The sequence below is a fragment of the Olleya aquimaris genome (assembly GCF_003259525.1).
Lineage (GTDB): Bacteria > Bacteroidota > Bacteroidia > Flavobacteriales > Flavobacteriaceae > Olleya > Olleya aquimaris.
On sequence record NZ_QLLO01000001.1, the window covers coordinates 446,864 to 468,142 of the forward strand.

A 21,279-nucleotide genomic window follows, 5' to 3' on the forward strand; every position below is an offset into this window, starting at 1 on the left:
AAGATAAAGTATTTAGTTTTATCTCTTCTCTTTTTTCTAATAGTGAAACGGTCTAATATCTAAAAAAATGAATCTTCAAAACGAACTAAATAAAGCAGGCGGATTTAAAAACCTAGAGCACTTGGCAAAACAAGTAGTTGAAGGTTTTATTTCTGGAATGCATAAAAGTCCGTTTCATGGGTTTTCTGCAGAATTTGCAGAACACAAAATTTATAATCAAGGTGATAGCACAAGGCATATTGATTGGAAGTTGTTTGCCAAAACAGATAAGCTGTACACCAAGCGCTATGATGACGAGACCAATTTACGATGTCATATTATTTTAGACAATAGTAGTTCCATGCACTATCCTAAAATGGATAGCTTTAGTTTGGATAGTTTAAACAAAATTGCTTTTTCCACATTGGCTACTGCCTCTTTAATGCATATTTTAAAAAAGCAACGTGACGCTATTGGGTTAAGTATTTACAGTGATGCATATGACTTTTATTCGCCAGAAAAAGGAAGCGAACGTCATCACCAAATGCTACTAAACAAGCTAGAAGAATCTGTAATTTCAAAACCTTTAAACAAACAAACAGAAACGTATCAATATTTACACGAAATAGCAGAGAAAATCCACAGACGTTCTTTAATATTTGTATTTTCAGATATGTTTCAAACAAGCGAAGATGAGGTAAAACTGTTTGAAGCATTACAACATTTAAAGCATAATAAACATGAAGTAGTATTATTTCATGTTTTTGATAAAGACAAAGAATTATCCTTTGATTTTGATAATAAGCCAAAACGGTTTATAGATGTAGAGACTGGTGAGCATGTTAATTTATATGCTAACCAGGTCAAAGAAACTTATCAAAAAGCTATAGTTGATTTCTTTGAAGAATTGAAGATGAAATGCTTACAGTATAAAATAAAATATGTTGAAGCAGATATTAATCAGTCTTTTGATAAAATTTTGACAACCTACTTAGTAGAGCGTCAAAAATTTCTTTAAAAAAAGTATAAAAATATTTGTCATATTGATTTTGGAGTGTATATTTGCACTCGCAATTATGCAACGGTTTGGTAGTTCAGCTGGTTAGAATATCTGCCTGTCACGCAGGGGGTCGCGGGTTCGAATCCCGTCCAGACCGCAAAAATTGCTAAAAGCTCCGAGAAATTGGAGCTTTTTTTAGCAATAAAATTTAGTTGTGTTGTTTTGATAGATGTAGTAGTCTATCAAACTGGTAGAGAGCTAGTTAAGTGGCTTGAACCGATGGAAAGCTTTCCTTTTTTCTGTAAAGAAAATTGGGATGCTTTTTTATTTTTATGCATTTTGTCTATAAAATTTGCATTTTATCGATTAAATTGTTATTTTTATCTAACGATATGATACTTTAGTCGAGCTTTAAAAATATTCCCTTACTTATTATCTTCTTTTTTAAGGCTAGTTAATTTATCTTATTGGACATACATCGTATTAGAGGTATGTAGTTTTTAGTAGGTTATTAAACTTAACCTAAGAATATTGTATTTAATTAATAAATAATATAAACTAAAAATTAACAATAAATAAATAACACTATGAAATCCCTAAAAATTACCTTAGTAGCAATCTTTTCAATCGTATTATTAACAGGAGTAAACTCTTTAAATGATACTGAATCAAGTAACGACAATACAAATAAAGAAGTAAAAAAATCTGAAGTTAAGTTAATTGTGATGACAGATTTAAAAAAAGAAAAAAAACCAACAAACGGTTAATCGATAAAATTAATAGTTATTAAAAAAGCTTTCAATTTAATTGGAAGCTTTTTTTTATTTGATACTGTCTATTTACATTTTAATAGATTATTTATTTTAAATTTGATTTAGTTAAAAATTGAATCATACTTGCTAAGAATATTTATTTTACTATTTATCGTTACTCCATCTTTTGCACAACAAAACACAAAAGATTCTGAGTTAGATTCTATTATTAAATATAGAAACCTGTCTTCGGATAGTAATTTAGACATTCAATCTCGTATAGATTATGCTAACAAAGCAATAATACTATCCAAACAGACTGGACAAGATTCCACCATACTTTACAGCTATAAAAAGCTTTCTGCTTTATATCTTAATGAGGACAATTACCAGCCATTAAAAGCCATCAATAAAAAAATCTTAAATCTTGCAAAAAAGATAAAAGATTCTTCTTCAATTGGAAACGCTTTTTATATTCTGGGTTATGTAAGTCGTAAAGAAATTAAATCCGATAGTGCGTATCAGTACTATTATGAAGCTGCAAAAATCTTTAATAATATTAAAGATTATAAAAATGAAAGTGAGGTGTTGTTAAATATGGCTAGTATTCAAGAATCTGAGAGGGATTTTATTGGTGCAGAAATAAATGCCATTAAAGCAAAAAAAATATTAGAAAACCTACCCAAAACAGAAAGCAATCTTGACACATTATGGTCAGTTCATAACTTAATAGGAATTATTTATGGCGAATTACAGTATTATGATCAAGCTTTGGAGTATCATCAACTAGCAATTGAAACTTCAAAGGATATGGAATATAACTATTATAATATGTTGTATTCTAAGAGTAATATTGCCACTATTTACAGAAGGAAGGGAGATTATATAAATGCTAAGAAAAAGTTTGAAGAAATACTTGAAGATAAAAATTTAAAAACAAATGACTCGTTATCATACTCTGTTATTACAGCAGATTTAGCATATTCAAAATATTTAATTGATAAAACAGATCCTGGCATTTATGATTTGTTTGAAGAGTCAATGACTATAGCAAAAAAACTTGATGATCAATTAGCTATAATGTCTTCAGGTGCGTTTTTTGCTGAATACTTACATGAAATAGGTAAAATAGACTCAGCTAAATATTACAACAATCTATCCTATAATATTGCAAAAACTGCAAAAGAAAACGAATTTGTTTTTCAGACACTAAAAACAAAAGCTGAAATTAATAAAGACTCATCTAGGGTATATTTAAACGAGTATATTAAGTTAAGTGATAGTTTAGTCCTAGCAGAACGTTCCATAAGAAATAAATTTGCTAGGATAGAATTTGAAACCGATGAAATCATTCAAGAAAATCAACAAATATCAAAACAAAGGTTGTGGTTAATTATAACCTCTGTTGGACTGTTGTTTACTCTGTTTTTTTTATACATTATTAAATCTCAAAGAGAAAAAAATAAAGAGCTTCAATTAGAGCGTCAACAACAAGAAGCTAATGAAGAAATTTATAACTTAATGCTTTCTCAGCAAGATAAAATAGATGAAGCTAGAAGTTTTGAGAAAAACAGAATATCTAAAGATATTCATGATGGTATTTTGGGAAAATTATTTGGTGTGCGTTTAAGTCTAGATGGACTAAATCAAAGTACAACTGAAGAGGCTACTCAAAAACGTAGTGCTTACATAAGTGAACTTAAAAATATTGAAGAAGAAATAAGAAAAGTATCCCATGAATTAAATTCGGATTTTATTCAACAATCTGGTTATCTGGATATTGTTAAGACGCTTGTTGATACGCAAATGACAGCCTATAATATAAAATATACTTTAACTGCAGATCAAACCATTAATTGGGATTCATTAAACAATAAAGTAAAAATACATATCTATCGTATTTTGCAAGAAACTATGCAAAATGCTTATAAACACGCAAAAGCGACGATGGTCGATATTTCATTTAAATTTGAAAAAAATATTTTAACTTTAACTGTCTCTGATAATGGAGAGGGGTTTGATTTACAAAAAGCAAAAAAAGGAATAGGTTTAAAAAATATAGACTCTAGGATAAAAGAAATAGACGGTAAATTAGATATAAAAACCCAAAAAAATCAAGGAACAACAATTATAATTAATGTCCCAATAATAAATAATTAACCTATGGATAACAAGGTATTAAAAATTTTAATGGTCGATGATCACCCCATGATTATTGAAGGTTATCAGCACACATTATTAGCAACAAAAAAAGAAAACCAAACACTAGAAATTGATATCGCTACAGATTGTGATTCTGCTTTAGCAGCAATTAAAAAATCAAAAAATATAGGTAAACCTTATAATATCTATTTTTTTGATATTAGTATTCCAGAGTCTAAAGATGGAATTTATAAATCTGGAGAAGATTTAGCAAAATACGTTAAGCAAACTCAGCCAGAATCTAAAGTTGTAATACTAACTATGTTTAATGAAGTGTATAGAATACATAGTATTATTAGAAGTATTAATCCTGAAGGCTTTTTAATAAAAAGTGACTTAACATCAAGTGAGTTGGCAAGTGCTTTTGAAGTCATACAAAATAGACCTCCTTTTTATACTGGAACAATTAATAATATTATAAAACGTAGTATTTTTAATCCAATAGAAGTTGATGAAATAAACCACAAAATGCTGCATTTTTTATCATTAGGTGTTAGAACTAAAGATCTAGTTGGGCACTTGGGTATTACATTAAGTGCTATTGAAAAAAGAAAGAAAAATCTTAAAGAATTATTTGCAGTAGAGGACGGTAAGGATGAAACCTTAATCCAAATAGCTAAGGAAAAGGGTTATATATAAGGTGAAATGTTAAATTTTATTTTATTTTCTTCAAAAAATACATCTCAAACAGCTTTATATTATTGCCACATGCGGTTTTAACCACAACAACACTGTGGTTTTAACCACATTAGCAATGTGTAATAATATATATATTTGTTGCATAACTTAATATTAGTTAATATTTCCCTTCAGACTTCTGTTTGGTTAATAGCATTTACATTTACACACAATTAAGCAACATCCCCTCGATGTTGCTTAATGCTTTTTATAGCATTAAGTGTTTATATTTCCAGAAAACTGAAATAAAAAAACCAAAGTAAACAATAGCTACAATAAACTTTAACAAAGTCCCAGTTAAAAATCCTAAAAAGGAACCAAATGCAGCTCTCAACGCTTTATCTGAATTAACTTTATTAGATTTTTCGCCTATAAAGGCTCCAACAAATGGTCCAATAATGACTCCACCTGGTATTGGTAAAAGTAATCCAACAATTAATCCTATAGTTGTACCAATCATTCCAGCTTTACTACCTCCATAACGTTTTGCACCTATTGCTGGAATAATGTAATCTAAACCAAAAATAAGTAGGGCTATTATTAATGTGAAAATTAAAAAAAGAGTATTATTGGGTACAGCGTCTGTCATATACAAAAGCAATAGACCAATCCAGCTTAATGGTGGTCCAGGTAGAACAGGTAATAGGCTTCCAGCTAAACCTAAAACCATAAAAATTAAACCTAAAATTGTTAAGAAAATATCCATATATAGTATTGGACGATTCTAATTCAACATTGTTACATTTTGTATAATAATTATACAAATAACATTTATAATGATTATATTTAAGGTAAATGGTGCCATTTTCTTAAAACTATTAATCAAAAATTAAAACTATGATTCCTAATGTAAAGGTCAAATATTTAAAGAGGCTACTATTAAGTACTATTATTATATTAATGGTTTTTTTTACTTCTTGTTTAGATTCAAAAAATAGTACCAATCAAACAGAGGATATACCAACAATAGTCAATCAAATTAAAGAACAAATTGCAAAGCAAGGACATGTGTCGGATCAAGAAGATAACGCTTTAATATTATTGAAAAAGGTGGTACATGGAAAAGAATTTGACCCAACGTTAGTAGAAAAAGTTCAAGATTTAATTGCTCAGGATAACAAAACAAAATTAGAGCAAAACATCTCAAATTTATTAGATGCCATTCAAATAAAAGGAAATATTTCTGATAAAGATGAAGAGGCCATTAAAGACTTACTAGCTTTAACTGTAGGTAATAGTTAATCAACTTTATAATAATTAAAATCTATTGTATGAAACGTATTTTACCACTACTCATCCTGTTTTTGTGCCTAACAAATATAACTATTGCACAAGTACAAACTAACTGTAAAAAAATATGTATTGTCGATAAAGTTGTTTATGATACTGCCTATTTGGGTGTTCAATTTGGTAGTCCTTGCGATAAAGAAAACAAAACTGATAAAGGAGTCATAATATTAAAAGTCATAGATGGGACTGCAGCAGCAGATAATAATTTGCAAGACTATGATATTGTTTTAGCTGTAAATGGATTAGAAGTTAATAGACGTGGTGATGCTATTAATGCTATTAAAGCTTATAACCCATTTGATACAGTTAGATTTACTATAAATAGAGAAGGTAAAACTATATATAAAACCATTGTTTTAGGTGCAAAAAACACAACAATTATACAGGAAGAAATTTGTTGTGAAGATGCAACAGCGGTACTATCTAAAGACAATATCACTATCTTTCCAAATCCAGCGGTTAACCAACTTAACGTGTCTTTTAAACAAGTGGTACAGGGTGAATATGACTTTGCAATTTACATGACTAATGGAGTCCTTGTCAAAGAATATAAAAAACGATTTACGGAAGGAGTTTTAAATGAAGACATTAATGTAGACAAACTTGAAGAAGGGGTGTATGTTTTAAAAATTAGTAAAAACAATGCCACTTATTCTAATTTATTTGTAGTTAAAAGAAATTAATTCAATACCAGTTTTTGTCATATAAAAAAGTTGTATTTTTCGGCTATATAAGTTAATTATGAAGCAAATAGCTGTCTTGTTAGTCTTTTTTTTGTTGGTATCTTGCCAATATTTTGACGTTAAAAAAACAACACCAGAAGCTATTTTATCTGAAGAATTGAAAACCTTTAACTGGAATGAGGTTGACAATTACCCAAGTTTTGAGGTCTGTGATTCATTACAGTCAAAAATGGAAAGTAAACAATGCTTTGAAACAACACTTGCTAACCATATTTCTAAGATATTACAAACCGAAACTATTATAGTTAGTCAAGATATTAACGATACAATAATGCTATCTTTTTTGATTTCAGAAAAAGGAGAACTTAATATAAACTCCATTAAAATGGATAGTATTACCTCTCAAGAAATTCCAAATATTGAGACCTTAATAACCGATAGTTTAAATACGCTTCCTAAAATATTTCCTGCTATAAAACGAGGACAGCAAGTAAAAACTCAGTTTAAATTACCAATAATTTTACAGGTGAATTAAGTTAACTGTTTTTTTAAATTGCTTATTCTGATTATAAATGTTAATTCCAAACAGGTTCCATTTTAGGATACCACTTACTTCAAAAACTTCATGTTCTTCTGCAGTATTGATTTCAATAGATAGAAATTCCCATTCATAACCGCTGACAAAACCTGTTAAATTACTATAACTTTCTGTAGGAATAAATTTATGTTGATCAACAGAGTATTTAACTAATAAATTAATTTCAAAAGTTAAATTGTCTTCTAAAATCATCTTTTTTACTTCAGAGGTGTTGTTTTTACTATAGTTATCAGAAATTATAATTTTATTTACGTTATCGTCACTTTTAGATGCAGCCAAAATTTGAACAATACCAAAAACTAAAATAAAAATAGAAACTAATCTAAATTGAGACTGAAACATCTTTTTACCTTTTCTTATAAACTGAACTAAAAGAAAAAGAAAGTATAATACAATAACAGTGTTAATAAAGGACCAAAATAAATGTAACATAGTTTATTCGTTATTTAAAAGTTAAAATCTAATAGCAAATTTCTTCATCAATCTTAATATCTCTACATATAACCACACAATGGTAACTAGTAGTCCCCAAGTGGCCATCCACTCTTTATACTTAGGGGCTTTATTTTTTTGTCTTTCTATATAATCAAAATCTAATAATAAAGATAAAGCAGCAAAAATAGCAGCAAAAATATTAAAGCCTATAGCTAACCAAGAGGTTCCCCAAATAAAGGACTTTATGCCAAAAAAGCCTAAAATCCAGGATATTAAATAAACTACAAAAATGCTAGTACAAACGGTTATAATCACGCTTCTTACTTTGTTGGTAACAACTATAAGTCGCGTTTGATATAAAAATAAAACCACAAAAAAGGTCACTAGAGTGACACCAATTGCTTGGTAAGGTAAATTAGGAAAACTAGCTTGTGCGTAGGCAGTAATTCCGCCAAGAAAAAAACCTTTAGCAACTGCATATAATGGTACTAAAATGTGTGCCCAATGTTGTCTAACAGAAATTACAATACTAATTACAATAGCAGCAAGCATACCACCAGTAGCAAACCATTTAATATTAGTTCCGTTAGCGTATAATTTCCAGATAGCAACCACAATACTTGTAATAACTAATAAACAGAATAGTGTTTTTAATAAAATACCAGAAACGGTCAATTTTTTATAAGAGCCACTATTATTATTCCAAAAATAATTTGAAAATGCAGGGTTAGATGTTTTATCTAAATAACCCATATTACAAGTTAAATTTATAGCCTAATGCAACATCCATAGGGAAGTTGTCTTCGGTATCCTGAAATGCTGCAAATAACGAATCGTAAACAAAAGTGATATAGCCATTACCTACTTTAAAATCGGCTCCAAGCCCAAAAATAAACGGAACATCAAAACCAGAACTACTTAAATCCTGAGTAAAAAATGTACCAGGGTTTTCCGAATCTTCATAAGTAAACGATGATTTAGAACTAACGTAAGTAGCAAATTTTGTTTGTGCATACACATTAAAATTTGAAGTATTAATAAATCTAAATCTATAGCCTAAAGCAATTTGTGTGGACGAGTATTTAAATTCATCTGTATCTCCAGCAGTTCTAATATTTAAAAAACCTGCATGCTTTGGCATTGGATTATCCTGAAATAATTCTAATTCTGCTCCAAAAAAAGCAACTTTTTCATTATTTGGATTGACAACAAAAGGGTTGTTAGTTAGTCCACCAAACACACCAACTCTGGTTTTTAGTTTAGGTTTACTATTATCATAGTCGTAACTAGAGTTTTTACTAGCATTATAATCATTAACAAACTGTTTTAAGCTGTACAACGTTAATTTAGTGTTGGATGCATCAAGACCAGTTATATTGCTTAATGTATTTTGATAAGCATTGTCATACTTGTTATTATTGTCTTTAGCGTTTGTTAATTCTGTGATGGTACCATCTTCAGTTTTTACAAAGTATCTAAATTGATTATCAAAAGTATTCCATAATAAATCTAAAGTGCCTTCAACTTCTGTCTTTAACTCTAACGTTTCATTATTTACGGTGTAGGTGTTTTGCGCAAAACTATAAGTTGAAATAGTTAATACTAAAAGAAAAACAAGTTTTTTCATAACAATGTAGATTGGTTTACTGCTAATGTAGAAATTTTTTAGCTAAAACACTATTTCTTAAACGTGCGACCTTTCCATTTATAGGTCATAAACACAGATATAAAAGCAATATAAACACTAAAAAAGGGATATAGCAAACAGCTCCAAGTATAATGTTTAAGTAGGTTTTCTTTATTAAAAAACTGACTAGTTTTATAAATCAGTAAAAAATCAATTGCTATTTTAATAAAAAACAGATAGGCAAAAGCTTTTGCTTTCAATAAACCCATTAACACAAAAACGAATCCGATAATTATTAAAGCATTTGCAAGTAAAACTGCTAATCCAACTAGTTTAGCAAAATTATTACTGTAATTACTAGTTTTGCTTGCCCAACGCAAGCGTTGTGCTAATAAAAGTTTTAAAGAGTCTTGTGGTTTTGTGGTGACAACAGCTTGTTCACATTTTAAATACTGTATTGCGTTTTTATCTCTTTTTAAAGCTTTTTCAAGCAGGAAAATGTCGTCACCACTAGCTATAGTAGTATTGCCTTCAAATCCATTGACGCTTTCAAAAAAATCTTTTTGATACGCTAAATTAGCTCCATTACATAAAAACGGTTTATTCAATCCAAAACCACCAATTGTAGCACCAATTAAACTAAAAAAATCAAGGGATTGAAATGCATTTAAAATCCCTTTATTATGACTGTAGGTTACAGGTCCAGCAATCAATTTAACAGAGTTTTTTTGGATGAACTCATCGTAACTGTCCAGCCAATATTTAGGTAAAACACAATCGGCATCTGTAGTTATAATCCATTTAGATTTTGCGTGTTGTATTGCTAAAGTAATTGCATCTTTTTTAGGCGAATGTGACACACGCACATTGTTTAAAAGTTTTGAGTCATTTTGAATCGACGTGAGAAATTTCATGATTTGTGCAACAGAATCATCCTCTGAAGCATCATCCACAAAAATGATTTCAAATAAGTCTTTGGGATAATTTAATTTTAAAATAGAATCTAATAATTCTGGTAAATGTTCAGCTTCATTTCTAAACGGAATTACAACCGTAAACTTAGTTTTAGGTGTACAATCATCTAATCTAAAAACCTTTATTTTATCAAAGCCTAAAACAAAACTTCCTATTAAAAATAAGTATAGTAAAATTACGATAATAAAAGTTATAGTCATTAATTTTCCGTTTTAGGTAAATTAAAATTTAGCACATAATAGCTGCCAAATATACTTGGGATGGCAAAATTTAATAACCACATTAATAATACACAACTCAACACAGGAAGTTCCGCTACACCTGCTAAATCAAATAAATAAATAGCAACACTTCCTTTTATAACTACATCAAAAATAGAAATGGTTGGAATGATGGACGCTAAAAGATACATGCTGGTAATAATAATCATCGCGTCAAAATACCCCAAATCAACTCCTAATAAAGAGAGAATTACATAAAACTGAAACGAGAAAATAGCGTACCTAACTAGCGATAAAAACAACCCAAATATTAAATAGCTAGCACCTAAATTAAATACAAAATCACGAATTTTTTCAATAGGGAATCCTTTAATGCTATACTTGTTTTGCTTAACACCAAAAAAAGTAAGGGATGCTATTATAAAAACAACAATTAACCCTCTGGATAACCTGAAGTAATCTAATTCAATTTTATAATTTTGAAATAAAAAGACAGCTCCAATCACACCTAAAATAACGGTAATACTCATTTGCATCATATTACTAATTAGGTTTAATAATAAGATGCGTTTTCTGTGTGGCTTAGAATAATAGATGGCTTTGGCACCATATTCTCCAATTCGGTTTGGAGTAAATAAAGAAGCAGTTAAAGCACCTAAACTTTGTTCGGTTGCTTCTAAAACAGATAGTCTTTTTATTTTAGAGACTAAAAAACGCCATTTAATTATTTCAAAAAACCAGTTTAAAATCGTTAAAATCAGCAAAAAAATGATGTTTTTAGCTAAAAACAGTTCGTTTTCACTCAAAAAAGACAAAAAACGATTAAAGTCTAAACTGTCGTTTTTCAATAATTTTTGATAAATAAAATAAAAAGCACCAACTACTATACTTAATTTAATAAGTACAAAAAAGAATTGTTTAGTTTTGTAAGGCAAGTTGCTATACATAATAGTTGCGCCATCTTTTGCGTTTGCAAAATAAACTAAATATTACACAATGTTACCGACTATCAAACACTATTGTTTTGTACTAATCGCTATTTTTTGCTTCACTTTGGCAAATGCCCAAATAGAAACCAGTAAATGGAAAGCTTTAATTGCTGTGGGTTTTAATAGTCCATCTCAAGACGGATTAGTTAATCCGTTTGAAGCAAATAGTATTAATTTTCCAACCATTAATTTAGGTGTGCAGCATATGTTTACACCGCAATTAGGAGCAAAGTTAGATTTTGGTTATAATCGTTTTGAAAATGCAGATAACACACCAGAATTTAAAACTAATTATACGCGCATCAATGCTCAATTTGTATATGATGCCACAAGAGATTTTACGTTTCTACCTTTAGGTACAGCATTAGTTTTTCATATAGGACCTGGTTACTCAATGATAAAACCTTTGGGTAATTATGGAGATAATAAAACTTCATTTTTAAATGCAATGGGAGGATTAGAATTTCATGTTGGAATAAGTCAAACCGTTTCTGCATTTGTAGATGGCTCGTATATTTTAGGATTTGGTGATACTTTTGATCCCATCACAGAGGGTTTTGGGTCTTTTAATGGAAATATGTTAACTGTAACGGTTGGAGTAGCTGTGTCCTTAAGCGGTTGTTATACCTGTAATTAATGAGTAAAGAACAAATTATATTAGGAATAGATCCAGGAACAACCATAATGGGTTTTGGCTTGATTAAAGTCGAAAACAAAAAAATGACGTTTTTGCAGTTAAATGAGTTGGACCTCAAAAAATACGATGACCATTACCTAAAACTGAAACTTATTTTTGAACGCACTATAGAATTAATTGATACACATCATCCAGACGAAATTGCAATTGAAGCACCTTTTTTTGGAAAGAACGTACAAAGTATGCTCAAGTTGGGTCGTGCTCAAGGTGTTGCTATGGCTGCAGGATTAAGCAGAGAAGTCCCAATTACAGAGTATTCTCCAAAAAAAATTAAAATGGCTGTAACAGGAAACGGAAATGCTAGTAAAGAGCAAGTTGCTAAAATGTTACAAAGCCTTTTAGGTATTAAAACATTGCCAAAAAATTTAGATGCTATGGATGGACTTGGTGCAGCTGTTTGCCATTTTTACAACCAAGGACGAGTTACAATTGGTAAAAGTTACACAGGTTGGAGTGCTTTTGTTAAGCAAAATGAGAAGCGCGTTAAGAAATAACGACAAACTTATCACATAATAATAATGTCAGGCATCTACATCCACATACCCTTTTGCAAGCAAGCATGTCATTACTGCGACTTCCATTTTTCGACGTCATTAAAGAAAAAAGACCAGCTTATTTTTGCGTTAGTAAAAGAGTTAGAGCTACGTAAAGATGAGTTTAATAACACAACAGTAGAAACTATTTATTTTGGTGGCGGAACACCCAGTCTATTAACTGTTGACGAATTACAACTGTTAATTGATAAAGTCTATAAAAACTATCAGGTTATTGAAAATCCAGAAATCACGCTTGAAGCGAATCCTGATGATCTATCTAAAAATCTAATAATCGAATTATCGAATAGTCCAGTAAATCGTTTAAGTATCGGCATCCAATCGTTTCACGAAAAAGATTTAAAACTCATGAATCGTGCACACAACGTGCAAGAAGCAAAACAATGCTTAGAAATTGCAACGCAATATTTCGATAATATAAGTGTAGACTTGATTTATGGTATTCCTAATAGCACAAATACTGAATGGCTAGACAATATCAAAACAGCTCTTAGTTTTGGTGTGCCACATATTTCTAGCTACGCATTAACTGTTGAGCCTAAAACAGCTTTAGCTAGTTTTATAGACAAAGGAATTATAGATAATGTAGATGACGATTTGGCACATGAGCAGTTTCATATTTTAATTGATGAATTGGAGCAAGCAGGTTTTGACCATTATGAGTTGTCTAATTTTGGTAAAACAGGCTATTATAGCAAGAATAATAGTGCCTATTGGTTAGGCAAACCGTATTTGGGTATTGGACCTTCTGCACACAGCTTTAATGGAGAACAACGTGGTTGGAATGTCAAAAACAATACGATTTACATCAAAAAAATTGAATCTGGAGAATTACCAATAGACATTGAAACACTATCCAAAACGGATAAGTATAACGAATATGTTATGACTGGATTACGCACAATTTGGGGTGTGTCGCTTGAAAAAATTGAAATTCAATTTGGGAAAACTTTTTTGGAATACTTGTTGCAACAATCTAAGCAATACATAAATAAACAATTGTTGTATATTGAGGATAACAATTTAAAAACAACTAAAAAAGGCAAATTTTTAAGCGATGGAATTGCTTCAGATTTGTTTAAAATTATCTAAACGTGATTTCTACAATAACTATTAACACCAAAAAATACACAGTAAATTTAGCGCAACCCTTAGACATTTCGATGCCACTTCGTGCATCAAAATCTAATGTCAATGCTTGGTATATTGATGAGCCAAAAATAGAACCTGTTGTACTTAACGATTGGACTGCAAGTGTTAAAGAAGGAGCTTCAATCAACTTTAATAATATCCAGTTTAATCCGCATGCACATGGGACACATACAGAATGTGTGGGTCATATTACAGAGCAAGTTTACAGTGTCAATAAATGTTTAAAACAATTTTTCTTTATAGCTGAAGTCATTACAGTAGCACCAGAATTAATTGGTGAAGACGCGGTTATTTCTAAAGCCCAACTGCAATATTTATTAAAGCAACGCAAACCGCAAGCTTTGGTAATAAGGACTATGCCCAATACCAAAGAGAAAAAAAATAGACAATATTCCAATACCAATTGGCCCTATTTAACCGAAGAAGCTGCAGTGTTTATTAGAAAAATAGGCGTTAAACATTTACTAATAGATTTACCAAGTGTAGATAAAGAGAAAGATGAGGGTAAATTACTAGCACATAAAGCCTTTTGGGATATAAACGGAAAAATTAGAAAGGACGCTACCATAACAGAATTTATTTATGTCTCTAATAAAATTGAAGATGGAAAGTATATTTTAAATCTTCAGATTGCACCATTTGAGAATGATGCAACACCAAGTAAACCTATATTATATAAAATACAGTAGTGATGGACACATTTTTTACTTTAATATTTGGAGGGATTTTAGGATTAGGTATTTATACGTTTTATAATTATATACAATCTAAAAAGAAAGTCTCTGCACAATCTATAATACTGTTAGACAAGATTAAAAAGGTCTGTAAATTTATTACCGTAGAAGGTGATTTTGCAGAAATTTACCATTATCAAGATGTTAAAGAGCGATTTTTAAAACTGGTTTCCAGTAAGAAAAAAGCTTTAGTGGTTATAAAAGCTAAAGCTTATGTTGGCTTTGATTTTAATAAAATAGAATTAAGTGCCAATCAGAAAAAAAAGACCGTGACTATTAGTCATTTTCCGCAACCTGAAATTTTATCTATTGAAACAGATATTAACTATTACGATAAAAAAGATGGTTATTTCAATAGGTTTGAAGCTGCAGATTTAACTGTTTTAAGCGAGGAAGCAAAACAACACATTAGAGATAAGGTTCCAGAAAGTGGATTATACACAATAGCTAAAAAAGAAGCACTTGAATCCTTACTATTAGTAGAGAATATTGTTCAAACAATTGGGTGGAAATTAGATTATTCGGCTTTAAAAATCTCAGAATCAGAGGTTAAAGAATTAAAATAGTTGTGCATTTCATCGAAAAAATATGTATTTAATCTGATTTTAGTATTATTAATGTTATATTTGGAATAACCTATTTATGATTTAATAAATTCAACTAAGTACAAAAATGAACGCCATGAACAAATTTCTACAATACGTTAACGAGACTTTAATTAGCTTAGATATTCCGGTATTAATAGATGTAGACCATAAACCAAATTACAAAGGGTTAAAAAAAGGGTCTAACAAAATTAAGGTATCTCAAAAAAAATAATTCTTATCTTGTTCTATCATGGATATAGAACAACTTAGGGAATACTGCTTAAGTAAACCACACGCTACCGAAGATTTTCCGTTTGATGCTGATACTTTAGTCTTTAAAGTATTAGGTAAACTTTTTGCTTTAGTTCCACTTGAAAAGTGGGAAAACGGGCTAGCCTCTATAAACTTAAAATGTGACCCAGACTACGCCATACAACTTCGTGAAGACTTTGAAAGTATTGAAGCAGGTTGGCACATGAGCAAAAAACATTGGAATACCCTTTACATCTATAAAGGCGAATTACAACCTCAATTTATTAAACAATTAATAGATCATTCTTACAATATGGTTGTAAAAGGAATGCCTAAAAATCTAAGAGAAACCTTACATTAAAAGTTAATATTTTTTTGTAACTTACTCATTATTAATTACATAACTCTTCCCTAGGTCTTTTTGACACAAGCACTTTTTAAAATACACCTATTTGGTTGCCTCAAATTAATTTAATTAGAATAATAATAAACGCTATTATATTAATTTAAAATCAAAATTATGAAAACAACCAAAAATTTAATGATGCTACTACTATCATTTGTAATGATTAGTAGTACTGGGTTTGTAACAGACACAGTACAAGACCAACCACAATATGTTGTTGTAACAACAATGCATTGGAATATGGATTATGAAAACTTTGATATGGATACTTGGAAAGCAATAGAAAAGGAGTACATGGATAAAGTGACAAAAAAAAACAACCATATAGTAAGTGCTAGATATTATTTGCATCAATTTACTGCAGATAATACAGAGATTTTATATGTAAGAACATTTAATTCCTGGGAAGACATTGACAAGGCAGGAAAAAAATCTGTAGAGTTAGCTAAAGCAGCTTGGCCTGATGAATCTGCTAGAAATGCGTTTTTTGATAAGCAAAATGCTTATTATGCAAATGAACATTCTGACGAAATTTATGCTACATTAAATGGAGCTAAAGTACTAGCTGCAGCTCCAACCAAAGACATGTTATTATATGTAAGAAAAAGTTATTTTACATTTCCAAAGGATGGCTCTGAAGAAGAGTTTAATAAGCTTAGATTAGAATATACTAATAATGTCATAAATAAAAACCCATTTATTAAAGGATATTACCCTAATTACCATGCATGGGGAGCAAGTAAAACAGAATTTGTTGAAGCTTTTATTTTAGAAAAAATGGATGATATTGATGATATGTTTGAACAAAATGATAAGCTATTTAAAGCACATTGGAAAACAGAAGAAAACCAAAAAGACTTTAATAAAAAAATAGGTAATTATTTTACTGGAATACATGGTGATTATTTATATAGTATGATTCATGGTATTTCAGAATAAATTAGTTAGTATAAAGTAAACAGGGATGGTGTTTCACCATCTCTGTTTTATTTCTAATTACATAATAGTTTACTTTTTGCAATTACTATATTTGTTTTCAATAAAATATATAGATGAACTTATTACAAATGTTACAAGATAGAAGCAACTCAACTTGCGAGTTATGTACTTCTAAAACTGATACTAAACAATATAATATTCCACCTGCGTTAAACGAAACGGTTGATACAAGCTTATTAGTTTGCGCTAATTGTCATGACCAAATCGAAGGTAAAACAGATATGGACGCTAACCATTGGAGATGCCTAAACGATAGTATGTGGAGCGAGCATGTTGCAGTGCAAATTATGGCTTGGCGAATGCTACAAAGACTAAGAGCCGAAGGTTGGCCAAAAGATTTATTAGACATGATGTATTTAGATGATGAAGCATTAGCATTAGCAAGAGCAACAGGTGAACATAAAGAGGAAAGCGAAAAAATAATCCATAGAGATTGTAATGGTGTTATTTTAGAAACAGGAGATAATGTAGTGCTTGTTAAAGATTTAAAAGTGAAAGGAAGCAGTATGGTTGCAAAACAAGGTACTGCAGTAAGAAATATTAGATTAGACCATGAAAACGCTAATTATATTGAGGGTAAAGTAGGTCCAACCCAAATTGTAATTATTACAGAATATGTAAAAAAGATGTAATAATGTTAGCGCTTAGACCCACTTGCGAGCATTGTAATAAATCACTTCCTTATAATTCTGAAGAGGCTGTCATATGTACATTTGAATGTACATATTGCACAACTTGTGCTTCAGAATTATTTAAACATGTCTGTCCTAATTGTGGTGGTAATTTTTCTAAAAGACCAATACGTCCAACACATCTATTAGAAAAATATCCAGCTTCTACAACTATTGTTTATAAACCTAAAGACGTCAAAGCACACCTTAAGAAGTATAATTTATAAGGCTTTTTGTTGTTGTTTGTAAAAAGCATCTGCTTGAAGTTGCATCAGTGCTCTTGCTTTTTCACGTTTAGATTGATATAATTCATCTTCTTCAGATAAATCGGTATACACCCTATCATTAATTTTAAAATCAGTTTTAAGCGCTAATTGGCGTTCTGTAACACGTTGTTCCACAACAGTTTTAATAGCTGTTTCTTGGTCTTCTAATTTAAAATCGTATTCTCCTTTAGATGATAATAGTTTTGCAAAAATCGGAGAGGTTTCAATCGCTAAAAACAATAAAAAAATAAAAAACGAAGGTAACCAAGGTAATTTACCTAAAGCATTTACACGGGCCATTAAACCATCAAACCCATCAATTATGGGTTGTGTCGTCGCAACTTGAGTGTCATAATCTGTTTTCAAATTAAGTAGACTTGCTTCAATAATAGCTATCTTTTCTTTATTCGTTGCTTTAAGTTCCTGTAATTCAGCAAAAGCGGTATCATGTTTGTCACGTTTTTCTTGATACACAGGACCTTTTCCCAGTAATTTTGTGCCTGCAGTACCTTCCGCTTCAGAAATGTAAGTATTGTATAAGGCATTCACTTCTGCTTCTTTGGTTTCAATTTCGGTTTGTAGTGTAGCAATATTTTGTTTTAATTGTGCTTCTTTAGGTGTAAATTGTAAAGCAATCTCATCTTGATTTTGAAGCGTCATTGCATTTTTTTCTTCTAACAATACTTGGTTTATTTCTTTTTCAAAAATCTTTAATTCTAAAGGTTTAGAGATGACTACTGCTATAATTACAGCTAAAATTAATCTTGGTGTAGCTTGAATACATTCGTCTAAAAAGCTATTTCTTTTTTTAATGGTGGAGACAATAAAACGATCTAAATTAAAGATTAAAACACCCCAAATTAGACCAAAGCCAATAGAGGTATATAGATTATCAAAAACAGTGTATAGTGCATAGCTAGAAGCTATAAATGCCATAACTGCTGTAAAAAATACGGTTGCTCCAATACCAGCATATTTGTTTTGTTCGCCAATAGAAGATGATTTGAGTATATCTGTGTCTGAGCCAGAACAGATGATAAAGAATTGTTTTAACATGATGTGATTGATTTTTGATTGATATCTATTAGAACGCTAAATGTGTGTTATTGTTACAGTTTTAGCCAAAAAAAAAGCTTCAATTAAGTTGAAGCTTTTTTTTTTAAATTTAAAATAGGATTAGTCATTAACCACTTTACCATTTTTAACTGTAATTGGTTTTTCTGAAAGGTGTACGGTTGATACACCATTATTAGTATGAGATGAAATGTTTATCTCTGGATTTTTCTTTAGCAAGTCTATAGCTTTGTCAGAGGTTATAGCATCTCCATTATAATAAAAAGCAGCGTCTTTTTTAGCCATATCAATCACATGATCTATAGGTGATTTTGGAGGTGGAGGTGGAGGAATATGATCCCCTTTTTCTAGTAATTCTGCTTGTCTATTTTCAAGAGCCTTTCTTCTTTCATCCATTTTAAGCCTTCTTTCTTTCTCTTTTTCTGCTATTTTTCGCTCTCTTTTAACTAACATCTCTTGGCGTTTAGCTTCCATTTTCGCTCTTTTTACTTCCATTTTAGCTCTAGTCACTTCAAGTCTTTTGTTTTGTTCTAAATCATCTTCCTCTGTAACTTTTGGGGTTGGAGGTGGAGCAGGAGCAGGAGGTGGTGGAGGTGGAATACTTGAGTCTTCTCCCTTTTTTAATTTTTTATGCTTTGGTGCTTTAGGTACTTTTGGAGGTTCTGGAAAATTAGGAAATGGTTCTGCTTTTTCACGTTGTTTTGCACTCATGACATTGTATAAATAATTTAAACGCTCTACATCTTTAGATTTTATAATCATCTTGTCTTTTGACATAGAATTATACTTTTTAGCTAAAGCATTATACTCGGCAATCTGTTGTTTTGTTGCTCCATCTTGATCTTCTAAAAAATCTATATTGTCAATTTTTAATTCAATACCATCAAAAGGCATTTTCTCTGATTGCTCTTTTTGTTCCATTGTCATCCTCTTGTAAATGTCAATGTATTTTACTAAGTTTTTTTCTTCTACAATTGGGAGTGATTTTACATTGTTTCCTAAATTAATAGTTTCACTATTTATTTTTTTAGCCCAAGAATTATAATCTGCCACCTCTTTTGGTGTTGCTGTAGATTGATGTGCTTCTTCACTATTTTTATTGTTTATATCATTCGTGTTTGCTGCTTTTTCATCCTGAAAATGTATTGCAGATGTATTGTTATTATTTTCAATATCCATTTTTGGAACAACATCTTTTTCAACTTCTTTTGTGTTACTAAAGCTATAAATTAACAATGCTAAAAGCGGTAGCAATAGTAAACTGCGTAGCCAAACTATTGGCTTTGGTGTTTGTGTTTTCATAAGTGTAAATCGTTTTTTGATTGATGAATAATTAATAGCATTTGCTAATGCTAATTCTTGTTGGTTTGATGAGAACGACAACAAGATATTTTGATATGTTTTTGTTTCGATACCTTGATCTAATACAGCTTGATCGGCTAAAAACTCATGATTGAGTTTTACTTCTTTTTTTAACCAATATAACAATGGGTTAAACCAAAATACAATTTGAACAAGTTCTAAGAATAGGATATCTAGACTGTGTTTTTGTTTGGCGTGGGTCTGTTCATGCAACAACACTTCTTTTGGGATTTGATTATTTTCAAACTTGTCCTTATTTAAAAAAATAAAGTTGAAAAACGTATGAGGTGTTTGTAAATGCTCTATTAACACATTAACAAAAGGATTATTTTTTAATGTGTTATTGTTTTTAATTTTTGAAAAAATGCCAACTAAATTAATACAAAATCTTACTAAGAAAATTACAACTCCAAAGCCATAAATACTCCATAAAATAGTTGACATATAATTAGTAGAAGTTTCTTCTTCTATTAAAGTATCGGCTACAAAAAATGGAGGAGGGGTTAATGCGTTTGGATCTGATTCTGGAAACGTAAACGTTGGATCTACATATTTAATAAACGTTATAAATGGTATAACAGCAGCTATTGCAATAGCAAATAATAAATACACACGCTTAAATTTATGGATACTTAAAGGCTCTAAAGCGAGTTTGTAAAACGTTAGTAATACAAAAAGACATGCACTGGATTTTAAAAGTATAAGCTCCATAACTACTTGTTTTTAATTTCGTTATCTATAATGGCGCGAAGCTCTTGTAATTCTGTTTTACTCAAATCGGTTTCTTTTGTAAAAAAAGATGCAAATTGAGAACTACTATCATTAAAAAAGTTTTTAATCAATCCATTAACATGCTTAGAAAAATAGTCTTTTTTCTTAACCAAAGGGAAGTATTGTCTAGAGTTTCCAAATGTTTTATAACCTACAAAACCTTTATCAGTCATACGTTTTAACAAGGTGGCAACTGTAGTTGTTGCTGGTTTTGGTTCTGGGTAAGCCTCTAGTAAATCTTTCATAAAAGCTTGGTCAAGCTTCCATAAATAATTCATTAATTCTTCTTCAGTTTTAGATAATTGCATGTCTACAAATTTAGAAC

26 protein-coding genes and 1 tRNA gene are annotated in these 21,279 nt (G+C 30.2%); 18 read left to right on the forward strand and 9 right to left on the reverse strand.

All coding sequences use genetic code 11. From position 1 onward, the window contains the following. The first annotated feature begins 67 nt into the window (after window positions 1-67). The 5 genes from LY08_RS02065 (at window position 68) to LY08_RS02085 (ending at window position 4,572) form a co-directional block, all read left to right on the forward strand. A complete protein-coding gene (locus LY08_RS02065) occupies window positions 68-997 on the forward strand; it encodes a DUF58 domain-containing protein (protein WP_111658775.1) in 930 nt (309 codons plus the stop codon). A 65-nt stretch (window positions 998-1,062) separates the two neighbouring features. Then, a tRNA-Asp gene (locus LY08_RS02070) sits at window positions 1,063-1,136 on the forward strand. A 430-nt stretch (window positions 1,137-1,566) separates the two neighbouring features. Then, window positions 1,567-1,746, forward strand: coding sequence for a hypothetical protein (locus LY08_RS02075; RefSeq protein ID WP_111658776.1), 180 nt, complete (start codon window positions 1,567-1,569; stop codon window positions 1,744-1,746). Between the two features lie 129 nt (window positions 1,747-1,875). Beyond that, window positions 1,876-3,891, forward strand: coding sequence for a tetratricopeptide repeat-containing sensor histidine kinase (locus LY08_RS02080; RefSeq protein WP_245907535.1), 2,016 nt, complete (start codon window positions 1,876-1,878; stop codon window positions 3,889-3,891). A 3-nt stretch (window positions 3,892-3,894) separates the two neighbouring features. After that, a complete protein-coding gene (locus LY08_RS02085; protein ID WP_111658777.1) occupies window positions 3,895-4,572 on the forward strand; it encodes a response regulator in 678 nt (225 codons plus the stop codon). A 247-nt stretch (window positions 4,573-4,819) separates the two neighbouring features. Here LY08_RS02085 and LY08_RS02090 read toward each other — a convergent pair whose 3' ends face one another. Next, window positions 4,820-5,317 carry a DUF456 domain-containing protein gene (locus LY08_RS02090; RefSeq protein ID WP_111658778.1) on the reverse strand — a complete coding sequence of 166 codons (498 nt, stop codon included), beginning with the start codon at window positions 5,315-5,317 and terminating at the stop codon, window positions 4,820-4,822. 131 nt (window positions 5,318-5,448) lie between these two features. Between LY08_RS02090 and LY08_RS02095 the strand changes: the two genes are divergently transcribed. The 3 genes from LY08_RS02095 to LY08_RS02105 are packed head-to-tail and all read left to right on the forward strand — an operon-like array spanning window position 5,449 to window position 7,119. Further along, window positions 5,449-5,853: a hypothetical protein gene (locus tag LY08_RS02095; RefSeq protein ID WP_146603190.1), complete on the forward strand. Its 405-nt coding sequence runs from the start codon at window positions 5,449-5,451 to the stop codon at window positions 5,851-5,853. Window positions 5,854-5,882: 29 nt separating this feature from the next. Further along, complete coding sequence (locus LY08_RS02100; protein WP_111658780.1) at window positions 5,883-6,584, forward strand: PDZ domain-containing protein; 702 nt, start codon at window positions 5,883-5,885, stop codon at window positions 6,582-6,584. A gap of 58 nt (window positions 6,585-6,642) precedes the next feature. After that, complete coding sequence (locus tag LY08_RS02105) at window positions 6,643-7,119, forward strand: hypothetical protein (RefSeq protein ID WP_111658781.1); 477 nt, start codon at window positions 6,643-6,645, stop codon at window positions 7,117-7,119. Here the strand turns inward: LY08_RS02105 and LY08_RS02110 are convergent. The 5 genes from LY08_RS02110 to LY08_RS02130 are packed head-to-tail and all read right to left on the reverse strand — an operon-like array spanning window position 7,105 to window position 11,387. Continuing rightward, a complete protein-coding gene (locus LY08_RS02110; RefSeq protein ID WP_111658782.1) occupies window positions 7,105-7,614 on the reverse strand; it encodes a hypothetical protein in 510 nt (169 codons plus the stop codon). The genes LY08_RS02105 and LY08_RS02110 overlap by 15 nt on opposite strands. A gap of 21 nt (window positions 7,615-7,635) precedes the next feature. Then, entirely contained in the window at window positions 7,636-8,370 is a 735-nt protein-coding gene (locus LY08_RS02115) for a Bax inhibitor-1/YccA family protein (protein ID WP_111658783.1), read from the reverse strand. A gap of 1 nt (window position 8,371) precedes the next feature. Further along, the gene (locus LY08_RS02120; RefSeq protein WP_111658784.1) at window positions 8,372-9,244 is read right to left on the reverse strand and encodes a hypothetical protein; all 873 of its coding nucleotides are present in this window, start codon (window positions 9,242-9,244) and stop codon (window positions 8,372-8,374) included. Window positions 9,245-9,294: 50 nt separating this feature from the next. Then, on the reverse strand, window positions 9,295-10,419 hold the full coding sequence (locus LY08_RS02125; protein ID WP_111658785.1) for a glycosyltransferase family 2 protein: 1,125 nt from the start codon (window positions 10,417-10,419) through the stop codon (window positions 9,295-9,297). Continuing rightward, the gene (locus tag LY08_RS02130; RefSeq protein ID WP_111658786.1) at window positions 10,419-11,387 is read right to left on the reverse strand and encodes a lysylphosphatidylglycerol synthase domain-containing protein; all 969 of its coding nucleotides are present in this window, start codon (window positions 11,385-11,387) and stop codon (window positions 10,419-10,421) included. The genes LY08_RS02125 and LY08_RS02130 overlap by 1 nt, the downstream gene beginning before the upstream one ends. A 49-nt stretch (window positions 11,388-11,436) precedes the next feature. On the opposite strand from LY08_RS02130, the gene LY08_RS02135 reads away from it, so the two are divergent. The 10 genes from LY08_RS02135 (at window position 11,437) to LY08_RS02175 (ending at window position 17,708) form a co-directional block, all read left to right on the forward strand. Further along, on the forward strand, window positions 11,437-12,066 hold the full coding sequence (locus tag LY08_RS02135) for an outer membrane beta-barrel protein (protein WP_111658787.1): 630 nt from the start codon (window positions 11,437-11,439) through the stop codon (window positions 12,064-12,066). Further along, window positions 12,066-12,620: a crossover junction endodeoxyribonuclease RuvC gene (ruvC, locus tag LY08_RS02140; RefSeq protein ID WP_111658788.1), complete on the forward strand. Its 555-nt coding sequence runs from the start codon at window positions 12,066-12,068 to the stop codon at window positions 12,618-12,620. The genes LY08_RS02135 and ruvC overlap by 1 nt, the downstream gene beginning before the upstream one ends. A 24-nt stretch (window positions 12,621-12,644) precedes the next feature. Further along, window positions 12,645-13,772: a radical SAM family heme chaperone HemW gene (hemW, locus tag LY08_RS02145; protein ID WP_111658789.1), complete on the forward strand. Its 1,128-nt coding sequence runs from the start codon at window positions 12,645-12,647 to the stop codon at window positions 13,770-13,772. A gap of 2 nt (window positions 13,773-13,774) precedes the next feature. Further along, a complete protein-coding gene (locus tag LY08_RS02150) occupies window positions 13,775-14,521 on the forward strand; it encodes a cyclase family protein (RefSeq protein WP_211305910.1) in 747 nt (248 codons plus the stop codon). 2 nt (window positions 14,522-14,523) lie between these two features. Then, window positions 14,524-15,132, forward strand: coding sequence for a DUF4230 domain-containing protein (locus LY08_RS02155; RefSeq protein WP_111658790.1), 609 nt, complete (start codon window positions 14,524-14,526; stop codon window positions 15,130-15,132). A gap of 115 nt (window positions 15,133-15,247) precedes the next feature. Beyond that, window positions 15,248-15,385: a hypothetical protein gene (locus LY08_RS13500; RefSeq protein WP_158526722.1), complete on the forward strand. Its 138-nt coding sequence runs from the start codon at window positions 15,248-15,250 to the stop codon at window positions 15,383-15,385. 18 nt (window positions 15,386-15,403) lie between these two features. Then, window positions 15,404-15,766 (forward strand): MmcQ/YjbR family DNA-binding protein, encoded by a 363-nt coding sequence (locus tag LY08_RS02160; RefSeq protein WP_111658791.1) that lies wholly within the window; start codon window positions 15,404-15,406, stop codon window positions 15,764-15,766. A 159-nt stretch (window positions 15,767-15,925) separates the two neighbouring features. Next, a complete protein-coding gene (locus tag LY08_RS02165; protein ID WP_111658792.1) occupies window positions 15,926-16,750 on the forward strand; it encodes a hypothetical protein in 825 nt (274 codons plus the stop codon). A 113-nt stretch (window positions 16,751-16,863) separates the two neighbouring features. Beyond that, complete coding sequence (locus tag LY08_RS02170) at window positions 16,864-17,442, forward strand: PhnA domain-containing protein (RefSeq protein ID WP_111658793.1); 579 nt, start codon at window positions 16,864-16,866, stop codon at window positions 17,440-17,442. A gap of 2 nt (window positions 17,443-17,444) precedes the next feature. Then, window positions 17,445-17,708, forward strand: a complete 264-nt coding sequence (locus LY08_RS02175; protein ID WP_111658794.1) for a DUF1272 domain-containing protein — start codon at window positions 17,445-17,447, stop codon at window positions 17,706-17,708. On the opposite strand, the gene LY08_RS02180 is transcribed toward LY08_RS02175, so the two are convergent. The 3 genes from LY08_RS02180 to LY08_RS02190 form a co-directional block, all read right to left on the reverse strand. Then, window positions 17,703-18,803, reverse strand: a complete 1,101-nt coding sequence (locus LY08_RS02180; protein WP_111658795.1) for a DUF4407 domain-containing protein — start codon at window positions 18,801-18,803, stop codon at window positions 17,703-17,705. The two genes, LY08_RS02175 and LY08_RS02180, sit on opposite strands and share 6 nt — an antisense overlap. Window positions 18,804-18,923: 120 nt before the next feature. Beyond that, window positions 18,924-20,894, reverse strand: a complete 1,971-nt coding sequence (locus LY08_RS02185) for a M56 family metallopeptidase (protein ID WP_111658796.1) — start codon at window positions 20,892-20,894, stop codon at window positions 18,924-18,926. A 2-nt stretch (window positions 20,895-20,896) separates the two neighbouring features. After that, the gene (locus LY08_RS02190; RefSeq protein ID WP_111658797.1) at window positions 20,897-21,262 is read right to left on the reverse strand and encodes a BlaI/MecI/CopY family transcriptional regulator; all 366 of its coding nucleotides are present in this window, start codon (window positions 21,260-21,262) and stop codon (window positions 20,897-20,899) included. Window positions 21,263-21,279: the final 17 nt, after the last annotated feature.

What these genes read in the sequence shown, in the direction of transcription:
- LY08_RS02135 (WP_111658787.1), top strand. Translation starts at nt 11,437, where the DNA reads ATGTTACCGACTATCAAACACTATTGTTTTGTACTAATCGCTATTTTT.
- LY08_RS02110 (WP_111658782.1), bottom strand. Translation starts at nt 7,614, where the DNA reads ATGTTACATTTATTTTGGTCCTTTATTAACACTGTTATTGTATTATAC.
- LY08_RS02105 (WP_111658781.1), top strand. Translation starts at nt 6,643, where the DNA reads ATGAAGCAAATAGCTGTCTTGTTAGTCTTTTTTTTGTTGGTATCTTGC.
- LY08_RS02065 (WP_111658775.1), top strand. Translation starts at nt 68, where the DNA reads ATGAATCTTCAAAACGAACTAAATAAAGCAGGCGGATTTAAAAACCTA.
- LY08_RS02190 (WP_111658797.1), bottom strand. Translation starts at nt 21,262, where the DNA reads ATGCAATTATCTAAAACTGAAGAAGAATTAATGAATTATTTATGGAAG.
- LY08_RS02170 (WP_111658793.1), top strand. Translation starts at nt 16,864, where the DNA reads ATGAACTTATTACAAATGTTACAAGATAGAAGCAACTCAACTTGCGAG.
- LY08_RS02120 (WP_111658784.1), bottom strand. Translation starts at nt 9,244, where the DNA reads ATGAAAAAACTTGTTTTTCTTTTAGTATTAACTATTTCAACTTATAGT.
- hemW (WP_111658789.1), top strand. Translation starts at nt 12,645, where the DNA reads ATGTCAGGCATCTACATCCACATACCCTTTTGCAAGCAAGCATGTCAT.
- LY08_RS02090 (WP_111658778.1), bottom strand. Translation starts at nt 5,317, where the DNA reads ATGGATATTTTCTTAACAATTTTAGGTTTAATTTTTATGGTTTTAGGT.
- LY08_RS02115 (WP_111658783.1), bottom strand. Translation starts at nt 8,370, where the DNA reads ATGGGTTATTTAGATAAAACATCTAACCCTGCATTTTCAAATTATTTT.
- LY08_RS02185 (WP_111658796.1), bottom strand. Translation starts at nt 20,894, where the DNA reads ATGGAGCTTATACTTTTAAAATCCAGTGCATGTCTTTTTGTATTACTA.
- LY08_RS02100 (WP_111658780.1), top strand. Translation starts at nt 5,883, where the DNA reads ATGAAACGTATTTTACCACTACTCATCCTGTTTTTGTGCCTAACAAAT.
- LY08_RS02180 (WP_111658795.1), bottom strand. Translation starts at nt 18,803, where the DNA reads ATGTTAAAACAATTCTTTATCATCTGTTCTGGCTCAGACACAGATATA.
- ruvC (WP_111658788.1), top strand. Translation starts at nt 12,066, where the DNA reads ATGAGTAAAGAACAAATTATATTAGGAATAGATCCAGGAACAACCATA.
- LY08_RS02125 (WP_111658785.1), bottom strand. Translation starts at nt 10,419, where the DNA reads ATGACTATAACTTTTATTATCGTAATTTTACTATACTTATTTTTAATA.
- LY08_RS13500 (WP_158526722.1), top strand. Translation starts at nt 15,248, where the DNA reads ATGAACAAATTTCTACAATACGTTAACGAGACTTTAATTAGCTTAGAT.
- LY08_RS02085 (WP_111658777.1), top strand. Translation starts at nt 3,895, where the DNA reads ATGGATAACAAGGTATTAAAAATTTTAATGGTCGATGATCACCCCATG.
- LY08_RS02155 (WP_111658790.1), top strand. Translation starts at nt 14,524, where the DNA reads ATGGACACATTTTTTACTTTAATATTTGGAGGGATTTTAGGATTAGGT.
- LY08_RS02165 (WP_111658792.1), top strand. Translation starts at nt 15,926, where the DNA reads ATGAAAACAACCAAAAATTTAATGATGCTACTACTATCATTTGTAATG.
- LY08_RS02130 (WP_111658786.1), bottom strand. Translation starts at nt 11,387, where the DNA reads ATGTATAGCAACTTGCCTTACAAAACTAAACAATTCTTTTTTGTACTT.
- LY08_RS02160 (WP_111658791.1), top strand. Translation starts at nt 15,404, where the DNA reads ATGGATATAGAACAACTTAGGGAATACTGCTTAAGTAAACCACACGCT.
- LY08_RS02075 (WP_111658776.1), top strand. Translation starts at nt 1,567, where the DNA reads ATGAAATCCCTAAAAATTACCTTAGTAGCAATCTTTTCAATCGTATTA.
- LY08_RS02175 (WP_111658794.1), top strand. Translation starts at nt 17,445, where the DNA reads ATGTTAGCGCTTAGACCCACTTGCGAGCATTGTAATAAATCACTTCCT.
- LY08_RS02095 (WP_146603190.1), top strand. Translation starts at nt 5,449, where the DNA reads ATGATTCCTAATGTAAAGGTCAAATATTTAAAGAGGCTACTATTAAGT.